At 24.5% G+C, this 22,567-nt stretch carries 20 protein-coding genes; 14 read left to right on the forward strand and 6 right to left on the reverse strand.

The window, feature by feature from the left end; all coding sequences use genetic code 11:
- Window positions 1-438: 438 nt before the first annotated feature.
- Complete coding sequence (locus tag MarbSA_RS07815; protein ID WP_054835558.1) at window positions 439-672, reverse strand: KEOPS complex subunit Pcc1; 234 nt, start codon at window positions 670-672, stop codon at window positions 439-441.
- Window positions 673-1,289: 617 nt separating this feature from the next.
- Here MarbSA_RS07815 and MarbSA_RS07820 point away from each other — a divergent pair.
- A complete protein-coding gene (locus MarbSA_RS07820) occupies window positions 1,290-2,123 on the forward strand; it encodes a hypothetical protein (RefSeq protein WP_054835559.1) in 834 nt (277 codons plus the stop codon).
- A gap of 208 nt (window positions 2,124-2,331) precedes the next feature.
- On the opposite strand, the gene MarbSA_RS07825 is transcribed toward MarbSA_RS07820, so the two are convergent.
- Together MarbSA_RS07825 and MarbSA_RS07830 are read right to left on the reverse strand one after the other, a co-directional pair.
- Window positions 2,332-2,910, reverse strand: coding sequence for an FmdE family protein (locus tag MarbSA_RS07825; RefSeq protein WP_221061336.1), 579 nt, complete (start codon window positions 2,908-2,910; stop codon window positions 2,332-2,334).
- A 188-nt stretch (window positions 2,911-3,098) separates the two neighbouring features.
- Window positions 3,099-3,881, reverse strand: coding sequence for an ATP-binding protein (locus MarbSA_RS07830; RefSeq protein ID WP_042703096.1), 783 nt, complete (start codon window positions 3,879-3,881; stop codon window positions 3,099-3,101).
- A gap of 581 nt (window positions 3,882-4,462) precedes the next feature.
- On the opposite strand from MarbSA_RS07830, the gene MarbSA_RS07835 reads away from it, so the two are divergent.
- The 5 genes from MarbSA_RS07835 to MarbSA_RS07855 all read left to right on the forward strand — a co-directional run bounded on the left by MarbSA_RS07835 (window position 4,463) and on the right by MarbSA_RS07855 (window position 11,210).
- Window positions 4,463-5,551, forward strand: coding sequence for a metallophosphoesterase (locus tag MarbSA_RS07835; protein ID WP_221061337.1), 1,089 nt, complete (start codon window positions 4,463-4,465; stop codon window positions 5,549-5,551).
- Between the two features lie 471 nt (window positions 5,552-6,022).
- Window positions 6,023-6,505 (forward strand): 50S ribosomal protein L16, encoded by a 483-nt coding sequence (gene rplJ / locus MarbSA_RS07840; RefSeq protein ID WP_042703098.1) that lies wholly within the window; start codon window positions 6,023-6,025, stop codon window positions 6,503-6,505.
- Between the two features lie 361 nt (window positions 6,506-6,866).
- Window positions 6,867-9,155 carry a phosphoenolpyruvate synthase gene (gene ppsA, locus MarbSA_RS07845; protein ID WP_280636254.1) on the forward strand — a complete coding sequence of 763 codons (2,289 nt, stop codon included), beginning with the start codon at window positions 6,867-6,869 and terminating at the stop codon, window positions 9,153-9,155.
- 194 nt (window positions 9,156-9,349) lie between these two features.
- Window positions 9,350-10,552, forward strand: a complete 1,203-nt coding sequence (gene mfnA / locus MarbSA_RS07850) for a tyrosine decarboxylase MfnA (protein WP_221061339.1) — start codon at window positions 9,350-9,352, stop codon at window positions 10,550-10,552.
- A gap of 145 nt (window positions 10,553-10,697) precedes the next feature.
- A complete protein-coding gene (locus tag MarbSA_RS07855) occupies window positions 10,698-11,210 on the forward strand; it encodes a fumarate hydratase C-terminal domain-containing protein (protein ID WP_221062076.1) in 513 nt (170 codons plus the stop codon).
- 159 nt (window positions 11,211-11,369) lie between these two features.
- Here the strand turns inward: MarbSA_RS07855 and MarbSA_RS07860 are convergent, their stop codons facing one another.
- The 3 genes from MarbSA_RS07860 to MarbSA_RS10360 all read right to left on the reverse strand — a co-directional run bounded on the left by MarbSA_RS07860 (window position 11,370) and on the right by MarbSA_RS10360 (window position 14,573).
- On the reverse strand, window positions 11,370-11,933 hold the full coding sequence (locus MarbSA_RS07860; RefSeq protein ID WP_221062077.1) for a tRNA (cytidine(56)-2'-O)-methyltransferase: 564 nt from the start codon (window positions 11,931-11,933) through the stop codon (window positions 11,370-11,372).
- Between the two features lie 247 nt (window positions 11,934-12,180).
- A complete protein-coding gene (gene cobS, locus MarbSA_RS07865) occupies window positions 12,181-12,990 on the reverse strand; it encodes an adenosylcobinamide-GDP ribazoletransferase (RefSeq protein ID WP_221061340.1) in 810 nt (269 codons plus the stop codon).
- Window positions 12,991-13,283: 293 nt separating this feature from the next.
- Window positions 13,284-14,573, reverse strand: coding sequence for a phosphatidylglycerophosphatase A (locus tag MarbSA_RS10360; RefSeq protein ID WP_231624318.1), 1,290 nt, complete (start codon window positions 14,571-14,573; stop codon window positions 13,284-13,286).
- A 434-nt stretch (window positions 14,574-15,007) separates the two neighbouring features.
- Here MarbSA_RS10360 and larC point away from each other — a divergent pair, with 434 nt between their 5' ends.
- The 8 genes from larC (at window position 15,008) to MarbSA_RS07910 (ending at window position 22,477) form a co-directional block, all read left to right on the forward strand.
- Window positions 15,008-16,276: a nickel pincer cofactor biosynthesis protein LarC gene (gene larC / locus MarbSA_RS07875; RefSeq protein ID WP_221061341.1), complete on the forward strand. Its 1,269-nt coding sequence runs from the start codon at window positions 15,008-15,010 to the stop codon at window positions 16,274-16,276.
- Between the two features lie 172 nt (window positions 16,277-16,448).
- Window positions 16,449-16,703, forward strand: coding sequence for a KTSC domain-containing protein (locus MarbSA_RS07880; RefSeq protein WP_197272561.1), 255 nt, complete (start codon window positions 16,449-16,451; stop codon window positions 16,701-16,703).
- 1,036 nt (window positions 16,704-17,739) lie between these two features.
- Complete coding sequence (locus MarbSA_RS07885) at window positions 17,740-18,534, forward strand: hypothetical protein (protein WP_221061342.1); 795 nt, start codon at window positions 17,740-17,742, stop codon at window positions 18,532-18,534.
- A 93-nt stretch (window positions 18,535-18,627) separates the two neighbouring features.
- Window positions 18,628-19,290, forward strand: coding sequence for a hypothetical protein (locus MarbSA_RS10505; RefSeq protein ID WP_054835188.1), 663 nt, complete (start codon window positions 18,628-18,630; stop codon window positions 19,288-19,290).
- A gap of 14 nt (window positions 19,291-19,304) precedes the next feature.
- Window positions 19,305-19,937 carry an oligosaccharide repeat unit polymerase gene (locus MarbSA_RS10510; RefSeq protein ID WP_502306557.1) on the forward strand — a complete coding sequence of 211 codons (633 nt, stop codon included), beginning with the start codon at window positions 19,305-19,307 and terminating at the stop codon, window positions 19,935-19,937.
- Window positions 19,930-20,316 (forward strand): restriction endonuclease, encoded by a 387-nt coding sequence (locus MarbSA_RS07900; protein WP_052332133.1) that lies wholly within the window; start codon window positions 19,930-19,932, stop codon window positions 20,314-20,316. Before MarbSA_RS10510 ends, MarbSA_RS07900 begins: the two co-directional genes overlap by 8 nt.
- Before the next feature lie 18 nt (window positions 20,317-20,334).
- On the forward strand, window positions 20,335-21,375 hold the full coding sequence (locus MarbSA_RS07905; RefSeq protein ID WP_221061343.1) for a DUF354 domain-containing protein: 1,041 nt from the start codon (window positions 20,335-20,337) through the stop codon (window positions 21,373-21,375).
- A 196-nt stretch (window positions 21,376-21,571) separates the two neighbouring features.
- On the forward strand, window positions 21,572-22,477 hold the full coding sequence (locus tag MarbSA_RS07910; RefSeq protein ID WP_221061344.1) for a putative glycoside hydrolase: 906 nt from the start codon (window positions 21,572-21,574) through the stop codon (window positions 22,475-22,477).
- The last annotated feature ends 90 nt before the right edge of the window (window positions 22,478-22,567 follow it).

The raw sequence follows: 22,567 nt of genomic DNA on the forward strand, positions 1-22,567 counted from the left end.
TTTAATATAATATCTAATCGAAATACTTATAATTATACTTGATCTTATAAAAAATACTTATAATTATATTTAATATTATAAAAATACTTAATAAGTATTACTTAATAATTATGAAATTTTTTTATTTTTATAAAATTAAGAAGCTTTGATTTTTTAATAGTTATAACAATTAGATATTGAATAGTTTCAATCGATTATAATTTGAACTATATATTAGATATAAGTATATTTTCAATAATATATTATAAAATAAATATATTATAAATAGCTATATAATAAAATACCTATATTATAAAATAATATATTAAAAAACATATTTAATAAATAATAAATGTTACAGAATAATATACACATTATAAAATAATAAGAATATTATACAATGGATTGCTAATATAGTTCAATGAGTAATAAATGTTTAATATTATTATTTACTTATTATTATTTACTCGATGCCGATTCAATTATTTTTTCAACTAATATTTCAGAAAATATTAAATCATCAGCTGTAGCTAGAAATGTAGAAAGAGAATCAGATTCTAACTTAAAAGTAAGAATATTATTTTCCTTATTAGATTCAACATAACCTTTATTTTCAATATCCAATGATTTTAAAGATATGTCAGCATCTTTGGAATTTTTATATTCCATCTTAATTTCGGCATCTATTTTCATTTTATCAAACATCTTTTTAAAATAAAATTAGTAGAGTTTTAAATTTAGAATATTTAAACAAATTTATAATATTCAAAAATATTTTTGTTTTTAATATTATATATCTTTATTGATTAATCTTTATTGATGTACAAGATATATCTTACAAAATATATCTACAAGATATATCTTTATTGATATGAAAGATTAATCATATCTTAGTTAGAAAGTTAAGATAAGATTATAAAAACTGTTTATTGTAATGTAGTAAATTTTAATTTTATCATTAAATTCAGTTATTAAATTCCTTAATTCTATTTAATAGTAATTTTTTAGAAAAGTATATATATGAAAAATAATTTAATTAGTTAATAGATATGGTAATTGAGAATTATAGGATTTAAACATATAATAAAACAATAAAAAAACATAGAGAACTGATATTCCTATTAAATATAATTCAATTATAATCTTTAAGAACATCTTTTGACTAACACTTTTTTACACAACGAATACTTTAGATTTATCTTTTATAACAATTGTTATCATGATTTAATCAAAATTTAGATTACTAGAATTTAGATTACTATACTCTAACTATATACTTTAATTATACTCAAATTATAGGTTTTGAAATAATGAAAAAAAGAATAGGAAAAAAATATGGTATCTTAATAATACTTGGTATTTTTATGGTATTATTTTCAGTTTCTAGTGTAAATGCTGCTAATAGTACTCATATTGTAGTTGATAAAGTTTCTGATACTACTGAGAATGGTTATGTTAATATTAGAGCTACAATATATGATGAGAGTAATAATACATTATCTGGAAAGATGATAGATTTTTCAATTAATGGCGGCCATTGTAATGGCCATATAGTATCTGATGAAAATGGTGTAAGTGCTATGTATAACTATTTTGTACAGCAATCAGGTAAAAATACAGTTAATGTTAGTTTTGCAGGTGACAGTGAATATTCCGGTAGTTATGCAATTGCAACTTTTAATGTTCTAAATCCAAACAATCAAAATAATACGACTTCTGACAATAAAAATATTACAAAAAATATTACAAAGAATGTTACAAATAACTCTGATAAAAAGATTGTAAAAACTTCTTTGAAAGTTAAAAATGGCTATTCTACTTCAAAAGGCAAATTAAATTTAAAATCTGTTTTTAATAATCTTGGTCCAAATAAAAAGACATTTTTAGTAACTTATAAAGTTTCTAAAGGTTTAACATATAAAAAACCACTAGTTAGTAAGGGAGTAAAAGTTGTTTATAATAAAAAGACTAGAATAGTTACATTAAAAATAAAAAATTTAAAAGTCGGATCAAAAAACTCAGCAAAAGTTATCTTAAGGTTTAATGCTAAAAAAGGAGCCTATAAATTTATACCTTCAGTTGTTAAGACTTCTGGATTAAAAACTATCTCAAACAATAAAATAAAAGCTGTTGTAAGAAGATAGCTATCTTATTTTATAGTTTATTATGTTGAATTAAAATAGAGCATTAACTTGAATAAGCTATAAATTAAAATAGATTAAAATAGATTAAAATTGGATAAACTATTAAATTAAATAGTTTATTAAGCTGAATAGGCTATAAATTGAATAAGCTATTATTTAAAATAATGTTGGACTGGAATGACTATAAAATTGTTAAAATTTTAATATTTTAAATAATTTCGTAATAAGATCCTTCATGGCAGGATTTACAAACTGGTCTGCCACTTACAAGACTTTGCTTACTATCCATAATTTGTTCACTACATATAGAGCAAAATTTTTCATCTCTCGGTCTTCCAGGAAGTTCATTTTCGTCTATTTTAATTTTAACTTTTTGTATATTAAATAATTCCTCACTAGGGGTGCTTTTAACTCTTTTAATTTTTTCTTCAATCGTCTCTTCAGGATATTCACTTTTTTCATTTTTATTGCTAGCTATTCTAATAGCTTCTCCTGTAGATATTTTATAAAAAGTTGCTGCAAACTTTCCATAGTTTTTAAGTTTCAATGTTCTTTTACCTAAGCTACATCCTGTTACTGCTTGAATAGCATCAGCCATACATCTATCAATTTCTAAGAACACAATCAAGTCTTTGTTTTTTTTCTGATTAAAATCCATATTTAATTCTTTCATTGCATGAATCGCCATTTTAGTTCCAGAAACTATTCCTCCACAAACTTCTCCATGCAAATTCTTTGCTTTTTCTAATTGTTCATCGAATAATTCTGTTTCAGATAATTCAGACATTTTAATCACATTTTTAGTTTATTATTTTAATATTATTTCCTATAATAATCCTAACATTATTCCTTATAATATTATATATCTTAATAATATTTCTTATAATAATATTGGCCCTTATAATAGTATTAACTATTCTAATAGTGTTATTAATAGTATTACTTATTTTAATAGTATTTTTTACAATATTGCTTTTATCCTAATAGTATTTCCAATTCAGATGCAATTTTTTTTATAGATTTAAGAGCATTTGAATTTTTATAACTCATTAATGCCTTTCCTTCCATATCAGACATAACAACATCATTATCCATTGGAATAGCTCCTATGAGCTCAATATTAATTTTTAAAAGATTTTTTTCTACAAAATCCTTTTGTTCTGAGGAAGAACATTTATTTAAAATAGCAAGAACTTTCTTTATACCAATGTCTGTTGCTAACTTTTTAATCCTTTCTGCAGTTTCAATAGATTTTAAACCAGGTTCAACAACAACTATCATGGCATCTACAGATTCAGCAGTTTTTCTTCCAAGGTGTTCTATTCCAGCTTCCATGTCTAATATTACAATTTCCTCTTTTTTTACAACTATATTTCGGAGTAATGCTTTGAGAAGTACTGCTGCGGGACATACACACCCATCTCCACCTTTTTCAACAGTTCCCATTACCATTATTTTCAATGATCCATCTTTTTTGTAATCAAAAGATAATTTTTCAGGAAGATCGGTTATTTTTGGATTGATTTTAAAAACTTCTCCAAAGGAAGATCCACTATCTGCGCCTGTTCTTTCCCTAATTAAATCTCGCATTGATGAAATAGGTTCTATTTTTTCTGTTATTCCTAAGCTAGAGGCTAAATTCATATCAGGATCAGCATCAATAGCAAATACATCATGATTTTCTGATAATATACAAGCTAAAGTACTAGATATGGTTGTTTTTCCAACACCACCTTTTCCTGTAATAGCTATTTTCATTTTCTCCCTCTTATTTTCATATTCCTCTTATTTATTCTTATTTTCTATTATTTTATTTCCATTATTCCTATTTTTTATATAAATTATGTAATCTATATGTATTATATTATTTCTATTTTTTCTATTAATTATTATTTTATTTCCATTAGTTATTATTATAATTATTATTATAATTATTGTTGCTTTATCTCTATTTTTTACTATTCTTATTCTATTTTTATTTTTATTATTATTTTTTATTATATTATTAAATAAATTAATTTTAATAAGTCAATATTAAATTAATATTGATTTAATATAGATTTGATATAAATTATATATTTAGAATAAGGTTTACCTATTCATATAGATAATTTTATCTGTAGTCAACATAGATTATAATTTAGATAATTAAATTTAATTGAATTAAAATTTTAAACAAGAATTTTTAAAATAAGATTTTTTGTATTAATAATTAAAAAGAAATTGTTAAAAATGATTATTAAAAGGAAATTATTAAAAAATAATTATTAGTGATAATAATTAAAAGATAATAATTATTAAAATAGGATTATTAAAAAGAATTATAAAAAGGAATTTACATGAAAATTAATCTAAATTTTTTAATTCAAGAAGTTTTTAAAACAATGATCTTTGGTTTTATTCTCTTTTTTGTAGCTTATATTAGTTTAAATCTTTTTATATCTATAAATATTTATTATTTATTTCTAATAGCTATTTTATTATCTATAATCAATACAATCTCTTCTGGTTATGAAAAAGAAAAAACAAGAAAAATTACAAGATATCTTTCAGAATTTTCTCAGATTCTTTTATGGTTTTCTTTAATGTATCTGATTTTATCAATAGCTATTTATTTACTTAATTTAATAGTAAAAATACCTATAAATTATTTAATTATAATTTATAGTCTAATAATTCCAATAATTACTATATATGGATATATGAAAGGGCATAAAATTAAAATAAAAGAATATGATCTTTTTATCAAAAATTTAAAAGAAGAAATAAATATAATTCATTTTTCTGATGTTCATATAGGTTCAATTAGGGGTGAAAAACTTTTAAAAGATATTGTTTCTAAAATCAATTCAACAGATGCTGAAATAGCTATTTTATCTGGTGATTTAGCTGATGGGTCAACACCAATAGAAGTTGATGATTTTTCTCCTTTAAAGGATTCTAAAATTCCTATAATATTCACTCCTGGAAATCATGACTATTATCCTGGTTTGGAAAATGTTATTAAAGCAGCAGAAAATGCTAACTTGAAAGTATTATTTAATGATAAAATAGAGTTTAAAGGTTTGTCTATACATGGATTTTTTGTTTCTTCAATTTTAAAACCTGGTGTTTCAATTGAAAATAGTAATGATTTTTCAATGATTAATTCTGATGATGTTAATATTGTTATTAATCATTTTCCTGTGTTTTGGGATGAATTTAAAAATATGGGTGTTGATATACAACTTTCTGGTCATACACATGGAGGCCAATTTTATCCAATCAGATTTTTAATAAGAATAATGTTTAAATATGTTCGAGGTATTTTTAAAGAAGATAATAAATATTTGGTTGTTAGTGATGGAGTTGGAACATACCAAGCTCCAATTAGATGGGGAACGGATTCAGAAATCATTTTATTAAGATTAAAAAAGATATTGGAATGATTTTAACACTATAATTTTATTCTTTTATTATTTTTTATTATTCTTTTTATTATTTCTATTATTGTTTCTTTCAAGTGTTTTTCCATAGATTTTAGATATAGTTTCTGAGAAATCTTTTATTATTTCTTTTAAATATTTTATTATTCATATGATTAAATTTTTTATTTTTAGAATAAATTTTTTATTAACATTTATTATAGTAACATTTATTAATAGTTATAAAAATAAATAATCATATTCTATCTAGTTATGTATATTAAATTTAAAAATAAAAATATTTATGCTGATATTATGCTTTTAATATTACATTTTAAGTTTTAAACTTTATATTATATGGATATAACACATATTATTGCAATATTATGAATTAAAAAGTTGTTAACAATGTCCATTTGATATAATAAGTATTTTATTAATTTATTGATAGAAATATAATTATATATAATTCAATTTTATTATGGAGGACTATTAATGGTTCGTGCTTATACAAGAAGAGAATATATAAGAAAAATTCCTGGTTCTAAGGTAGTTCAATTTGATATGGGAAATTTAACTGATGAATTTCCAGTAAAAGTAAGTTTAGCTGTAAAAGATCCTGCTCATATTAGTCATAATGCTCTTGAAGCTGCTCGTATTGCTTCTAACAGATTTATGCAAAGAAAAGCTGGAAGAATGGGTTATCATTTGAAAATTAGAGTTTTCCCTCATCAAATTGTGAGAGAAAATCCAATGGCTACTGGTGCAGGTGCAGATAGGGTTCAAAATGGTATGAGAAAATCTTTTGGTAAATCTATCAGCTCAGAAGCTATTGTGAAAAAGAATCAAAAAGTTTTATCTATTGATACTAACAAAAAAAATTTCCAAGATGCTAAAGAATCTTTAAGAAGAGCTGCTATGAAATTACCTGTAAGCTGCAAAATTATAGTTGATAAAGGTGAAGAATTAGTCAAATAAGCTCATAAATTTAACTATCGACAAAATAATTATACAAAACAAATAATTATACAATAATTATTATAAAAATAATTATAATACTATAAAAATAATTATGCAATACAAATAATTATAGTATAAATAATTATAATATGATAGAAATTTTTATAAATATAATTCATAAAATTTAGATATATTTATAAATTTAATTTATTATTATTATTCATTGTATTATTGTAATATCTAGTTATATTTTAGATTTCATAAATATATAAAGTTACAAAAAATTACAAAACAATTTTAATGCTTAAATTCTTTAAAATAACATTTTTAATGGCTAAAACTATTATTAAAAATTTAAAACTCAACAAGGATGAAAAATATGTATGTTGAAACATTTGAAAATATAAGTAAGGATGATGTTGGAATTGCTGGAGGAAAAGGGGCTAATTTAGGTGAATTAACCCAAGCAGGAATACCAGTGCCTCCGGGATTTGTAGTTACTGCAGAAACTTATAATAAATTTATGAATGATACTGGAATATTTGATAATATCATGAATATATTAAGTGGAATTGATATTAATAATACTAAAGAACTTCAAAATTCTGCTGAAAAAATTAAAAAAATTATCATTGAAACTCATATTCCTGAAGATATATCAGCACTTATTATTGAAGCTTATAATGCACTCTGCCAAAAAGTTGGAATTGAAGATGTTCTTGTAGCTATTAGGTCATCTGCAACAGCTGAAGATTTGCCTGAAGCGTCATTTGCAGGACAGCAAGATACTTTTTTAAATATTTATGGTGCAGAATCTGTAATTGATTATGTTAGGAAGTGTTGGGCTTCTCTTTTTGAAGCTAGAGCAATATTTTATCGTGAAGAAAACAATTTTGAACATTCCAAAGTATATATTGCTGTAGTTGTTCAAGAAATGGTTGAGTCTGAAAAAGCAGGTGTAATGTTCACTGTTAATCCTTCTACTGGCGAAGATATAGCTCTTATTGAAGGTTCATGGGGACTTGGAGAAGCTGTTGTTTCTGGCTCTGTAACACCAGATACCTATTATGTTGATAAAAAATCTAATGAAATATTAAACTTTAGTATAGCTGATAAAAAGGTAATGTTTGAAAAATTACCTAGTGGAGAAACTAAACAAGTTGATGTTCCTGAAGAATTAAGAAATGAAAGAGTTTTATCAGAAGCAGAACTTATTGAATTAACAGAAATGGGTAAAAGAATCCAAAATCATTATAATGCTCCTCAAGATACTGAATGGGCTTTCTATGATAACACTCTTTATATGTTACAATCTAGACCAATCACTACTTTAGATGAAAATGGGTCTGAAGTTGGAGATAAAGGATCTGATATTGAAGATAGGGAAGTTATTGTAAGAGGTCTTGGTGCAAGTCCAGGTATGGCTTCTGGAACTGTAAAAATCATTAAAAAGATTGATGAATTAGACAAAATTAAAGATGGGGATATAATGGTCACAACAATGACCACTCCTGACATGGTTCCTGCTATGAAAAGATCCAGTGGAATAATCACTGATGAAGGTGGAATAACTTGTCATGCAGCTATTATCTCTCGTGAACTTGGAATTCCTTGTGTTGTTGGAACTGGTAATGCTACTGAAGTTCTTAAAGAGAATAGTAAAGTAACTATTGATGGCAAAAAAGGTCTTGTTTTTGAAGGAGAATTCCATATAGCTGAGGAAAAAGTACAAGATGAATCTGCTGTTTCTCAAGTATCTGCTCCAATTATCACCGTCACTGAGGTTAAAGCTAATGTAAGCATGCCTGAAGCAGCTAAAAAAGCTTTTGCTACTGGTGCAGATGGTGTTGGTCTTCTTAGAACTGAACACATGATGTTAACTTCTGGTGTTCATCCAAAAAAATTTATTCTTGATGGTAGAGAGGATGAACTTGTAAAAATATTGATGGAGAATATCTTAAAAGTTGTTGATGTTTTCTATCCAAAACCTGTTTGGTATAGAACTTTAGATGCTCCTACTGATGAGTTCCAAACTCTTGATGGTGGAGAAGATGAACCTTATGAACATAATCCAATGCTCGGTTGGAGAGGTATCAGAAGAGAACTTGATGAACCAGAAATACTTAAAGCAGAATTTAAAGCTATTAAAAAGCTTCATGAGCAAGGTTATACTAATATTGGAATTATGATTCCATTATCACAAAGTCCAGATGAACTTATAAAAGCTAAACAAATAGCTGAAGAAGTAGGGCTTAGACCTCATAAAGATGTTGATTTTGGTATAATGGTAGAAACTCCTGCAGCTGCTTTAATCATTGAAGATTTTATTGATGTTGGAATTGATTTTGCAAGCCTAGGAACAAATGATCTTACTCAATACACTCTTGCAGTTGATAGAAATAATGAGTTAGTGGCTAAAAATTATACTGAAGAGCATCCTGCAGTTTTAAAATTAATTGAGCGAACTATTAGAAAGTGTAATGAAGCTGGAGTCACATCAAGTATTTGTGGTCAAGCAGGCAGTAAGCCACATATCGTTGAAAAACTTGTTGAACTTGGAATATGTAGTGTTTCAGCTAACACTGATGCTGTTAGTGATGTAAGACATACTGTAGCTAGGTCTGAGCAAAAGTTAATTTTAGATGCAGCAAGAAATCAAAAGAAATAAGATTTAATTAAATCTTATTGATTATCTTTTTATTATTTATTTTTAATTTAATCTATAATTTTTATTTATTTTATTAATTAGTTAATTAATCACATAATCATTCATTTATACAATCATTTAATTATTATCATGTTTATTATCATGTTCATTATTATGTTTATTATTTTAATGATTGATATCTAAAGGGTATTTCAATGAATCAAGAACCATTAGAAAAAGAAAAAATATTAGAAGAATTGTCTAAACTCAAAAAACAAGATTTAGAATATTCTGATGGAAGAATTTTAGGGTCAATGTGTACTCGTGCTGATCCTTTAGCTAAAGAAGTATTTTGTGATTTTTTAGATGCAAACCTTGGAGATCCTGGTCTTTTTAAAGGAACTCAAACTCTTGAAGATGAAGTTATTAAAGATATTGGATCCTTTCTTTCACTTGAAAAACCCTTTGGTAATGTTGTTACTGGGGGAACTGAAGCTAATTTAATGGCTATACGTGCTGCTCGTAATATGGCTAGAGAAGAGAAGGATATTGGAAATATTGATAGTGAAAATGGATATTCTATTCCTGAAATCATTGTTCCTAAGTCTGCTCATTTTTCATTTAAAAAAGCTGCTGATTTACTTAATTTAAAACTTATTGAAGCAGATTTAGATGAAAATTATCGTGTTGATATTGAATCTGTTAAAAAAAACATTTCTGATAATACAATTGCTATTGTAGGAGTGGCTGGTACTACTGAACTTGGCATGATTGATCCAATTGAAGATTTATCGAAGTTAGCTCATGATAATGATATTTATTTTCATGTTGATGCTGCTTTTGGTGGGTTTTCTATTCCATTTTTAAAAGACTTTGGCTATGAAATGCCTGTTTTTGATTTTTCTCTTGAAGGGGTTTCTTCTATAACCGTTGATCCTCATAAGATGGGTCTTGCTCCTATTCCTTCTGGGGGTATAATTTTTAGAGAAAAAAAATATTTAGATGTTATGGCGGTTAAATCTCCATATTTAACTTCTAAAGAACAATCAACCATTGTTGGAACTCGTTTAGGTGCTCCAGCTGCAGCTACTTGGGCAATTATGCAATATATGGGTAGAGAAGGCTATGCTAAAAATGCTAATGAATGTATGATTAATAGTGAGTTTTTAGCTGATGCTTTATTTAAAGAGGATTTTGAGTTAATAGTTGAACCTGAGTTAAATATTGTAGCTTTTACTCACCCAGAAATACCTACCGATGATTTAGCTAACATGTTAGAAGAAAAAGGATGGATGGTTTCAGTTTCATCTTATCCAAAAGCTATCCGAATTGTTCTAATGGGGCATATAAAATATACTCACTTAATCGATTTTTTAACTAGTATTCGTGAGATTAAAAGTAGCTTGAATATAAGATAATAATATCTATATAACTTTCATTTAAATTAGTTTATCTTTGATTATTTCATAGGATTTTGAGAGCTGATTTTTAATTTTTTATTATTAATCTTGATTATAATTATTAATGTTGGTTATAAAATTTTTAATGATAATTATGAAAGATATAAAAAAAATAAGAACTCCTATTTCTATTAAAGATATAGATGATTTAAGAGTAGGGGATAAATTACTTATTTCAGGAAACATCTTTACAGGTAGAGATGCAGTATTACCTAAGTTAAAAAGAAAAATAATTGAAAATAAAGATAAACCCAAAGATAAAATTCTTGTTAATTTAGAGGGTAGTGTTATAATGCACACTGCTGTTAGTGACGCTGGTATAGCTCCTACTACTAGTAATAAAGATGAAATTGAATCATCAATACATTTATTATCAGAAGCAGGGGTTAGAATTCACATTGGAAAAGGTTCTCTAAGTGAAAAAACTGTAAAGTCTCTTAAAAATCAAAAATCCATTTTTGTAGTCACTCCTCCAATAGCAGCTCTTTTAACTGATTCTGTCAAATCAAAACAGATCGTTGATTATGAATATGAGGGTATTGAAGCATTTTTTAAGTTAAAAGTAGAAAACATTCCAGGAATAGTGGCTATTGCTCATGGGAAGTCTATTTATTAGTTATTTTATTTATTAATATAGTTATTCTAATTATAATTATTCTAATCATAATTATTTTAATTATAATTTTTTAATTATCAAATTAATTATAACTATTTTATTTATTAATTTTATTTATTAATTTTTTTATTAATTTTTTTTATATAGTTTATACTTATTCTAGTTATCAATCATATTTTCTTTCTTTTTTTCTTCATTGATGTTTACTCTTTTACCTTCAGAAGTTGGGATTACTTCAAAGATAGCATCATCAAAATCGAGATTGAATTCTTTTCCATCCATTAACATGTGTTGGAAGACAGCTAGTGAAGAAACTTCAGAGTGTGGTTGTTTTGTTACAGAAACATTATAATCTGATTTTTTATAGACCTTGGTTGGTACTCTTGATCCTCCAACAACAATTAACTTATCTTTTGAAGATTCTCTTATTTCGCCTATAACATCTTGAACTTGAGATCCATACATTGTAAGATGAATTACTTCTCCACCATTATTTTGCCACTCTTCTATGAGATTCATATAATTTTTTTTATATTTGATCTCAAAATTTCCTCCCCATCGTTTTACAACATCTTCAACATTTTTCATAAGCTTTTCGTCTTCTTCTCCACCTAAATATATTTTTGATGCTCCAAAAGCTCTTGATGTTAGACAGACGTGGGTGGTTATTCTAGCATCTCTTTTTGATCTATGATCTAATCTTAAAACATTAATATTCATTATTATCACAATTTATTTATTAAATATGATTTATTATATTCTTATTCTAATATATCCTTTTCAATGTAATATTTATAATTAATTTACTGTAATTATTTATAATTGGTTTACTTTAATTATTTTATAGTTATTTTAGTGTAATTATTTAAATTGATTTACTTTAATTATATTATGTTTATTTGAGTCTGATTATTTTATATTTGTTTTATTATTTACTAAATCTATTATTTTATATAAGTTTGAGGTAATTTTAAAATATTCTTATTTGAGGTAATAATATTATTATCAACATAAATAAAAGCGAAAATAATCTACCAATCTCATTTGAGGCACCTAAAACATCACCAGTAGCTATTTTGAAGTTTTTCTTTCCAATTAAACTAATTAATGCTCCTCCAAATGCTCCTCCAACAACTCCAAATGCCCCTATAATTCCTCCAAAGAAATAACCGATAGCTAATGTTATAATTAGTGTAGCTATAAATTTTGGTATTGTCATTGATTTTATAAAGTACCTTCCAGTTCCATCATTTCCTGGCTTTGAAGAAATTGCACAGCTAACTAAACCAACTTTCGCTGACATTTCACATATTAAGATTGATGATATAAAACCTATTAAAAGTATAGAATTTAAAAAAGCAATTGTTAAAATCCCAACAATGAAAAATAAAGCTATTCCTCCAGTTCCAATCATAGAATCTCTCATTACAGATATTTTTTTTTCAGGAGTACCATGCACCATTAAAGCATCTCCAATATCTATAAGTCCATCAAGGTGATGAAAACCATTAAACCATATTAAAAAACTATAAATGATGACAGAAATAACGAAAATAGGGAAATTCAGTATATTTAAAAATAGTCCAATTATTAAAGCGAAAAAACCAACTAAAGTACTTATCATTGGCCAAAACCAAGTCATTTTAGCCATCTCTTCAATACTTGTGTATATATTTATTGGTAAAATTGTTGAAAATGTTAAAAGACCTGCTATGGATCTTATTTTTGATGATTTTTCACTACTGAAATAATCATCTTTTTGTTTGTCTTTCTCTGTCATTTAAATTCCTTTTTAAACTTTTTAATAAATCTTTTAATAAATCTCTTAACTTTTTAATAGATTTTTTAATAGATTTTTTAGTAGTATTTTAGTAATATCTTATTAGTAATTTTAATAATAATATTAGTAATAGTCTTAGTAATAATTTTAGTAATATTTTCAATAATACTTCCAATAATAATTTTAATAATACTTTTAATAATATTTTTAATATATTTGTTTATTTTTTATATAATATTATTTTTTAACTTTTCTTTTTAGATTTTCTTTTTTAAAATTTTTAGTTTTTTAGTTTAATATTCTTCTTCAAACATTTTAGACATACAACCTGCTATAAGCCCAGCAAATATATCATCTACCATTGGACCTAATTTAGATAATATTCCAGGTTTTTTTTCATCATAACGTTTGAAGTTAAATGTAGCTTTTGTTCCAGCTATTTGATTAGATATAGCTATTCCTAAAACTTCATCACTATATAAATAAGCAGGATCATCACTAACATCGACTTCTCTAACTCTATTGGCCTTAAAATCTTCTTCACATCTGATAGCTGACATTAAAAGAGCAATAACATTTATATCTTCGAGTGCTTTTAATATTTGATTTTTTAATCTCAGCCTTAATTCTTTTATTTTTTCTGGAGTTTCATCAATACCAACACATAGCTCCATTCCAGCATCTACAAGTAAATCAATAGTAATTCCTTCAGCTAATATATAATCAAGTATTCCAAAAGATAGTTCCATCTTGTCCAATGATTTACTGCAACTTTTAACCATTGTTCTTACTACTTCTTTTTCAATAGTTTCTATATTTTTATTACTATGTATATTAATTAATTCCATTAAATTTTGTTCTTTTCCTTCATCAAATCCACTTGGTGATTTACAAGCTAAAATTATAGATTCATTATTATTTAAAGCATCATGTATATGTTCTGGTAGCCTTAAATAGTCAAAATATTTAATCTTTGTTTCAATTGCTATTTTATATAATCTTATAAGTTCCCTCATAGTTAAAATTTCATCTATATATATTATCTGGTTTAAATTTAATTCAAGAGAATTTGAATCTCTTTTAACTTTAGCTATTTTTAGATAATCAGTTAACTTTATAAGATTAAGATTGTTATTCATAAAATTTATAATTGTTAAACTATCTGAATTTTCTAAAAAATAATTTATATTGTTGTTAGAGTTAATTTCAGAATTTTTATTATTTTCATTTTCAATATTAATATTTTTAAGGTTTGATTGATTAACAGGAAATTGTTGAGCAATATAGCTATTATACTCATTATAACTATTAAAATTACTTTTAATCTTTTTTTCTTTTTCAAAATGTTTAAGAGATGTTTTAAAATTGTTTTCTACATTATAATTAGTTGATAATATGATTATATTTTCTACAATATCAATTCCATTATTTATTTGGTTTTCAACATCGAAACCATCACAAAATGTTAGAAAATAATTTGGATTTTCCATATAAAAATAATCATAGTCACTATGGAGTTTTATATTATCAAAGATTTTCTTAGTTCTTTTTTTAGTCTTAAATTTGTTTTTTCTATTTTTCATGATAATCACTCATAGGGCTATAAACTGTTAAATTCAGAAATTTATTAATTTATTCTTTAGATAATCTTATATATGTCTTTATAAATTCTAATTTCACTTATTGTTATAATATTATAAAAATTAATCATGTTTTAGATAATATAAGTATTAATCATGTTTTAAATTCTCATTTATTAATAAATTTTTATCTATTAAAATTTTATTTATTAAATTCTCATTTATTAAATTTTTAATTATTATATTTTTATATTATATTTTTATTTATTATAAGATTCCATTATTTTATATTAAATTATTTCAATTATATTAAAATATTTCAATAATATTATTTATATTGTTTAACATATTTAATTTAAAGTTTTAAAAATTTTGTTTATTATAATAAATAAAATTAATGTCTAAATTATTTATGATATTTTTTGGAAAGGGAGATCATGGTACTAATAATAGATCCTCAAAATGCAGGAATAGCTGGGAATATGATTGGAGGAGCATTCATTGATTTAGGTTGTAATCCCCAAGAGATGAAGCTAGTTATGGAATATATGGCTAATGATTTTGGTGGAGTTAATGTTAAGGTAAATAATGTTAATAAAGCAGGAATCGAATCTATTTTTTTAGAAGTTGAAACTATTGATAATAATAATCATAATAATCATTCTATTTCTTATAAAGAGCTTTTATCTAAAATAAACCATATTGAAGAGATTGAACTTCAAAAAAAGAATAGTATTTTTGGAAAGGAGCTGATAAAAGATATTTTCAATATTTCAAGAAAAGTTTTTAAAAGGATCGCTTTATCTGAGGCAAAAATTCATGGAAAATCTTTGGAAGATGTTAATTTTCATGAAGTTGGTGCTGCTGATGCAGTTGCTGACATTTTTGGTTCTGTTTTTGGTTTTTGTAAACTTGGATTCAACAATAAAAAAGAAAAGGTTATTGGATTGCCAATTGCTGTTGGTGGGGGTTCAGTTAAATCAGTTCATGGTATGATTCCTGTTCCAGCACCAGTTACTCTTGAAATTATTAGTGAGAGAAATATTTCTTCATTTGGAGGGCCAGTTAATACTGAAATAGCTACTCCAACAGGGGTTGCATTATATGCTGAGCTTTGTGATGAATTTATGGATTTTCAACCTTTTGTAAAAGTTGATAAAATTGCTTATGGAGCTGGAAAAAAAGATTTTGATTTTCCTAATGTTTTAAGGATTATTAGAGCTAAATCAAATATAAAATCTCAAGATATTGATGTTATAGAAACTAATGTGGATCATTTATCTGGTGAAAGCATAGGTTATCTTTTTGATAAATTAATGAAAGAGGGTGCTCGTGATGTTTTGGTTATACCTGTTATAATGAAGAAAAATCGACCAGGAAATATCATTAAGGTAATTTCAAGAAAAGAAGATACTGATAGATTAGTTTCTATTATATTTAAAGAAACTGGTACATTGGGAATAAGAGTTTCTCAAAATTTTCATAGGGGAATAGCTAATAGGGAGTTTATATCTCTAGATATAAATATTGAAGGTGAAATTGAATCTATTAAATTTAAAATAGGTTATATTGATGGAGAAATTATATCTTCAAGACCTGAATATGAAGATATAAGAAAAATTGCTATTAAAAGAAACATTCCTTTGAATGAAGTTTTAAATCTAGCTAATTTTGAAATTAATCAGTATATATCTAATTTAAGATAAAATACATCATTATATTGAAGTATTTATTATGATAATAAAGTATTTTTTAAAGATAATAAATTATTTTTTATAAATAAGGAATCATCCTTATTGATACTAAAGTATTTTTTATGAGTAATAGGTATTATTTATAATAATGGTGTATTTTTTTAGTGATAATGAGATGTTTATTATGGATTTTTCTAATAATATTGCTTTTCAAAGAGTTTATTATGATAGTATTTCTAAAACATTATTTGTCATTTTTAGAAATGGACATGGTACTAAATATGCACATCAAAATGTCCCTAATGAGATATTTCAAGGTTTTAAAGAGTCAAATTTTTCTAATAAGTTCTATTATCAAAATATCAAGTATAAATATCCTTATAAAATAGATTTTTTAACTGATGAAGATCATGAATATCTTAATTTTCATGATTATTAACAATTTAATTATAAATATGTTTTCATATGTTTCAGATATTTTCATTTCTGTTTTTATAGGATATTATTATATTTTTATAAGTCTTTAAAAATTATAAGTCTTTAAAAATTGAAATCTAAGATTTATTTTAGTGTATTTAAATTTTTAACCAAAAAATTAAAAATTTTTCTATATTTCCATGATTAAGAAATAATTAATATTATTTTGTTATTATTTTGGATTTAATATCTTTGATGTAGATAATGTCTTTTTGTTCGCTATTTTTTAAATATTATATACATTATACTTATTATTTTGATTATATATTTGATTATTCTCTATTTTAAAAATTTTTGATAAATATTATTTCCTTTATCAGTGTTTATATGTATTATAACTTTATTTCAGTGTTTTTAAGTTTATTTAATTAAAATATTTAGAAACATCAATATTTTAAATTTTTGTTCTTAATACTAAAAAACAATACGCCTTGTAAAGTTTTTAAAGGTTATTCTAAAGCTAGGAACATTAAAAGACTTTATATTTTTCATTATTTTTTTGATAATTTAGTAAATTTTATATATTATTATTTACACACCACTTAATGGTGAATATTATCAGAGATATAAATATTTAGTAATATAAGATAATTAGTATTAACATATATATAAATTTTATTATTTTATACATAATAAATTTTATAATAAGATGTTAACTATTATATAATATATTTTTAATATTCATATATATATATATATATATATATATATATATATATATATTATAAAATTTAAAAATAAATACTTACTATTTATAACTTACTATTTATATATTTGCCTTAAGTTTGCACTATAATTATTTAAAGTATATTTTGTATTTTAAAATCGTATTTTATTCTCATTTTAAAAATCTTAATCTATATGCTCTGATTTTTATATTGAAAATTTTAGATTGAAATAGCTCTTTTGGATTATAATTTTTTAATTTAGACTATAAAATCTTAAGAATAAATTTTAAAATTTTGATTATATTCTTTAAAAAATGGTGTTTGAGTACTATGAAAAAGTTAAGTTCGATTATATCTCAGTTTACGATAATTGATATCGTGATTTTAATTTTTATTATAGGAACTTTATTATTCTCGGTTTATACAATTGTTAGTAATGATGCTGGTGATGTTGAGACTTATATTTTTGATTCTCAGACCATAAAGGATCTTCCTGATAAGTATTCGACATTATATCACAAAGGTGAAATAGTTAAAGCTGAAATCAAAGGTTATAATCAGGAAGGTAAAGATATTAGTGCAAATGGAACAGTTATTTGGGTTGATGTTTATAAAGGGGGAAATACAAAAGTTGAAATCCTTTCAAACAATTCAAATAAGCCTATAATGGCAGCATACGATGCAGATAATGCTGATATCTATATTAAAGAAATAACATTAAAAAGTACTGGTGATAAATATAAAAATGTTGTTGATATTAAAATCAAGCATCAAAGTGTATCAACATTAAAAAATTTAGTATCTGGAATTCCTAATGGGACTAATTACACAATTTCAACAAGAATTAGTGTTAATAATGTGAATAATAATGTGTTTCAAAACTTATCAAATATTATGTATGATGATTTAAAAAAAGAGTCTATTCGGCCTACTTTTAAAAACTCTTATCTTCAATTAGCTCTTGTAATGGCAGATGATTCTGATATTAGATTAGCATCAAAGATTCTTGGAAATATAAATGGTGAATCTGATACAATTAATATTAGGATATATAATGCAAATCAAGAGCAAATAAATGCAATTGAAAATAGTTATGATGTTTTAAGTGTAAATAGAGTTACATAATAAAACTTTTTAGAAACAGACTCTTTAAAACAGATTTTTTAGAAACAAACTTTTTAGAAACATAAAATTATAATTCATCTTGGAGTGAACTTTATGAGCTTTTTTTATTCTTTAGGAATTAAAGTATCATTTTTCATTGAAAAAACTTTTAAAAATTCTAAATTATTTGTTTTAATTTTTAAAATTATGTTATCTGTTGAAAAAAGCTTTCTTAATAGTTATTTTAAGAACATTTATCCAAGTAATGACTTTATTAGTTTTTTAAGAAGAAGTAAGATATTAAATAATCATTTATTTCATCCTTTTTGCTTTTTAATTATTTTTTCAATTTTCTTAATGATTTCTACAATTGATTTATCTTTTGAGTTGAAATTTACATTATTTTTAGCCTTTATTAGTTTCATTGGTGGTGTTTTATTTTTACCAATGTGTTTTTTTAAAGGTAAAAATCAAAATCAGTTTATTAAGATTGATTATAATGATTTTTATTCAATTGGTTTTGTCTGTATACTTAGTGGTGTCTTATCTTTTTTCATTTGTACTATTACAATGGGAGGATTACCTATTTTTAATCCTTCTTTGCGATATAAATTGATACCTATTTTTACTATGCCTATTAGTTTGTTGATTCCTGGTGTAGGTCTTGTTGCTAGTTCTTATTTGCAGCGTTTTAAAGATAATAAACTAACTTTTTCTCAAGTAAGATTTAGATTTCTTGTTTTATCTTTTATTGCTTCATTTTTCTATTTGCTCTAGGATATAGAACACATTTGTGTGCTGTCATGCTCATGATGCTTATTATGGGGTACTATGGAAGAATAATTTCTATTTGGGAAGTTATAATTGTTTTAATTGTTGGATTTTTCTTTCTTTCAGGTTTTGGATATCTCAGAGCTATTGAAGAAAATTCTGCAAATAATTTAGGGCTTTTTGAATCTCTTAGATCTAGAGTTAATTTCACAATGAATGTTTTAAATCTTATAGATAGTGTTTCAGGAAATTTTGGCATTACTCATGGTAAGTTAATACTTAGTGCAATTCCCGGAAGTAGTGGTCTTAGTACAAGGATGATTATTGGTAAATTAATAGCTTGGAGAGGTACTGTATCAATCACTCCTACTATTATTGGTCCTATGTTACTTGATTTTGGAAGGTTAGGTGTGGTTCTCGGTATGTGTCTTATTGGATTTATATTAGGGTTAGGATATAAGATAATGAGAATATCAAAAGATTTTTCTTATATTTTTGTTTATAGTTTACTTCTAACCTATGCTATTATATGTATCGAAACTGGTTTGATGGAAATTAATGTTCTCTGCTACTTTTTACTGGGATTTTTACTTTATATGGCTAATATTATTTATAATAAAAAAATTAAGGTTGGAGAATGTAGTGATGGTTAATGATATAGTGGATTATCCTTTAGATAATTTTTTAAAATTAATTACTGATTTATTAGTATCAATGGGCTATGGTGGTGGAAGAAAACAAACTCAAACAAATTTAAAAATAATAGATAATAATAAAATTATTGTTGAAGGAGTTATAAATGAAGATATTTTAGGGTTTAGAAAAATTTACTTGCAAGCTAGGCAGTCCAGAGATATAATCTCTAAAATTGAGGTTGAAGATTTCATGAAAAAATTAAATGATTGTAATGCAGAAAACGGGGTTTTTATCACAACTTCAGACTTTGAAAACAAAAAATACAATGAAATTAAGAATATTCGACTAATAAATGGTGTTGAACTAATAAATCTAATTTCTGAATATGGAACATAATTAGTGGAGTGTTTTTTCATGAAAATTTGGATAGATATAACTAATGCTCCTCATGTAATGTTTTTTAAAGATATAATTAAATATTTTGAAGATCAAGGTGAAGATGTAATAGTAACTACTCGTGATTTTGGAGATATACATAGATTAATGGAAACTCATGATATTGATTTCATTTCTGTTGGTAAACATGGAGGATTAGGTCTATATAAAAAATTAAAAGAAAGTACAAATAGAGTTAATGAGCTTGTAGATATAATAGCTCCTGAAAAAATCGATGTTTGTTTAGCTAAACATTCAGTAGAGTTACCACGTGTATCTTTTGGTCTTAATATACCTAATGTATATATTATAGATAATGAATATGCAGAAGCAGTAAATAAAATGACATTGCCATTATGTGATAGGATTATTGCCCCAAATGTTATTGATATAAGGAAGTTAATGAGGTATGGTGTAGATCCAAACAAAATAATAAGCTATGATGGTACTAGTGAGCTGCTTCACTTTAAAAATTTTGAATATAATGAAAAAATCTTTGAAGATTTAAATATTAAACTTGATTTAAATAAAACTATATTAATGAGACCTGAACCTTCACTTGCTTCATATCTTGATGTTGATTCTGAAAAATCAGTTCTTTCTCCAATAATTGATGTTTTAAAGGACTATGCTAACATTCTTGTTTTGCCTCGTTTTAAACAGCAAGCTGATATTTTTGAAGGAATTAAAAATGTCAACATACTTGAACCTCCCATTGATTTATCTAGTGTAATTAAACAATGTGATCTAGTTATTGGTGCAGGAGGTACTATAAATAGGGAGTCGGCAGTTTTAAAAACGCCTGTGATTTCTTGTTATCCTGGAGAAACTTTGGCTGTTGATCAATATTATATTAATAGGGGTTTAATGTTTAAATATACTAATGTTGAAGATATTATTAATAATGCATTGTCTTTTCTTGTTGTTGATAAAGAAAATGATGATTATTATAATCAGAATTATGATATTTCTTCTAATAACTTATTTAAAACAATAATAGATTGTACATATAGGCTTTAAATTTAATTTTTTTATTGTAGAGTTATTTTTTATTAATATTATTTATTTTTTTATTAATTATTTTTATTTTTAGCTATTTTTTATTTTTAATATTTTTTTATTAATTGATTTTTCAATAAATTATTATAGTTTTAAGATAAATATTTATTAGAAGAATTATAATCAATAGAATTATAAATTAAATTAGGTAGCTTTAATGAAAAAAATTAATATTAAAAACATTAAAAAAAGACATATTGGATTAATACTTATTATATTTATATCTGCTCTTTTATTAAGTAGCTTTGTAACAGTAGCTTTGAAAGATAGTGTTAATAATGCTGTTTGGGTTCAAGGAAAAAATATGAATGATGTTGATTTAGATAATTTATCTAAAAACGGTGTTCAAAATATTTTCATTCATTCTAGTGCTGTTGATATATTCGGAGAAAAAAATGTCAGCTCATGGGCAAAAAAAGCTAATGCAAATGGTATTAAAGTTCATATTTGGGTGCAGTGTTTTTATAATGGAACTTGGGTAAATCCTATCGATACTAATAAAAAAGATTTTAATTATGATTATTTTAATGCTAAAATAGATCAGATAAATAAATTTGCTCAGATTCCTGGAATTAGTGGTATTCAATTAGATTATATTCGTTATCCTGGTAATGCTTATGAATATAATTATCCTAATGGAATTACTTCTACTAATGCTGTTTCAAAGTTTGTTTCAATGGTTAGTGATAGTCTTAAAAATAAGGATGTAACATTGTCTGCAACAGTAATGCCTGAAAGAGAAGATGAAAGATATTATGGTCAAGATGTTAGAACATTATCTCAGTATGTTGATGTGATAATTCCTATGGCTTATTCTGGTAATTATAATCAGAATTCTACTTGGATTAAAGAAACAGCATCCTATTTTAAAAGTTTAGCTTGGTGGTCTAAAGTAACTATGGGAATTCAAGTCTATGTTAGTGACGATAATGAAACTTCTCTACCTGTTGATACAATAAAAGAAAATTCTAAAGCTGCATTAGAGGGGGGTGCTGACGGAGTCGCATTATTTAATTGGGAGCTTATGAAAAACTGGTTTAATTTAAATGAAATTGAACAATGAGTTTAAAGGTTATTTTAGAAGTTATAGTAGGTTATATATGTTTTTAATTTGAATATTTAAATTAAAATAAAAAATTATTGATTTAGTTTA

It is taken from the genome of Methanobrevibacter arboriphilus (genome assembly GCF_019669925.1).
GTDB classification, from domain to species: domain Archaea; phylum Methanobacteriota; class Methanobacteria; order Methanobacteriales; family Methanobacteriaceae; genus Methanobinarius; species Methanobinarius arboriphilus_A.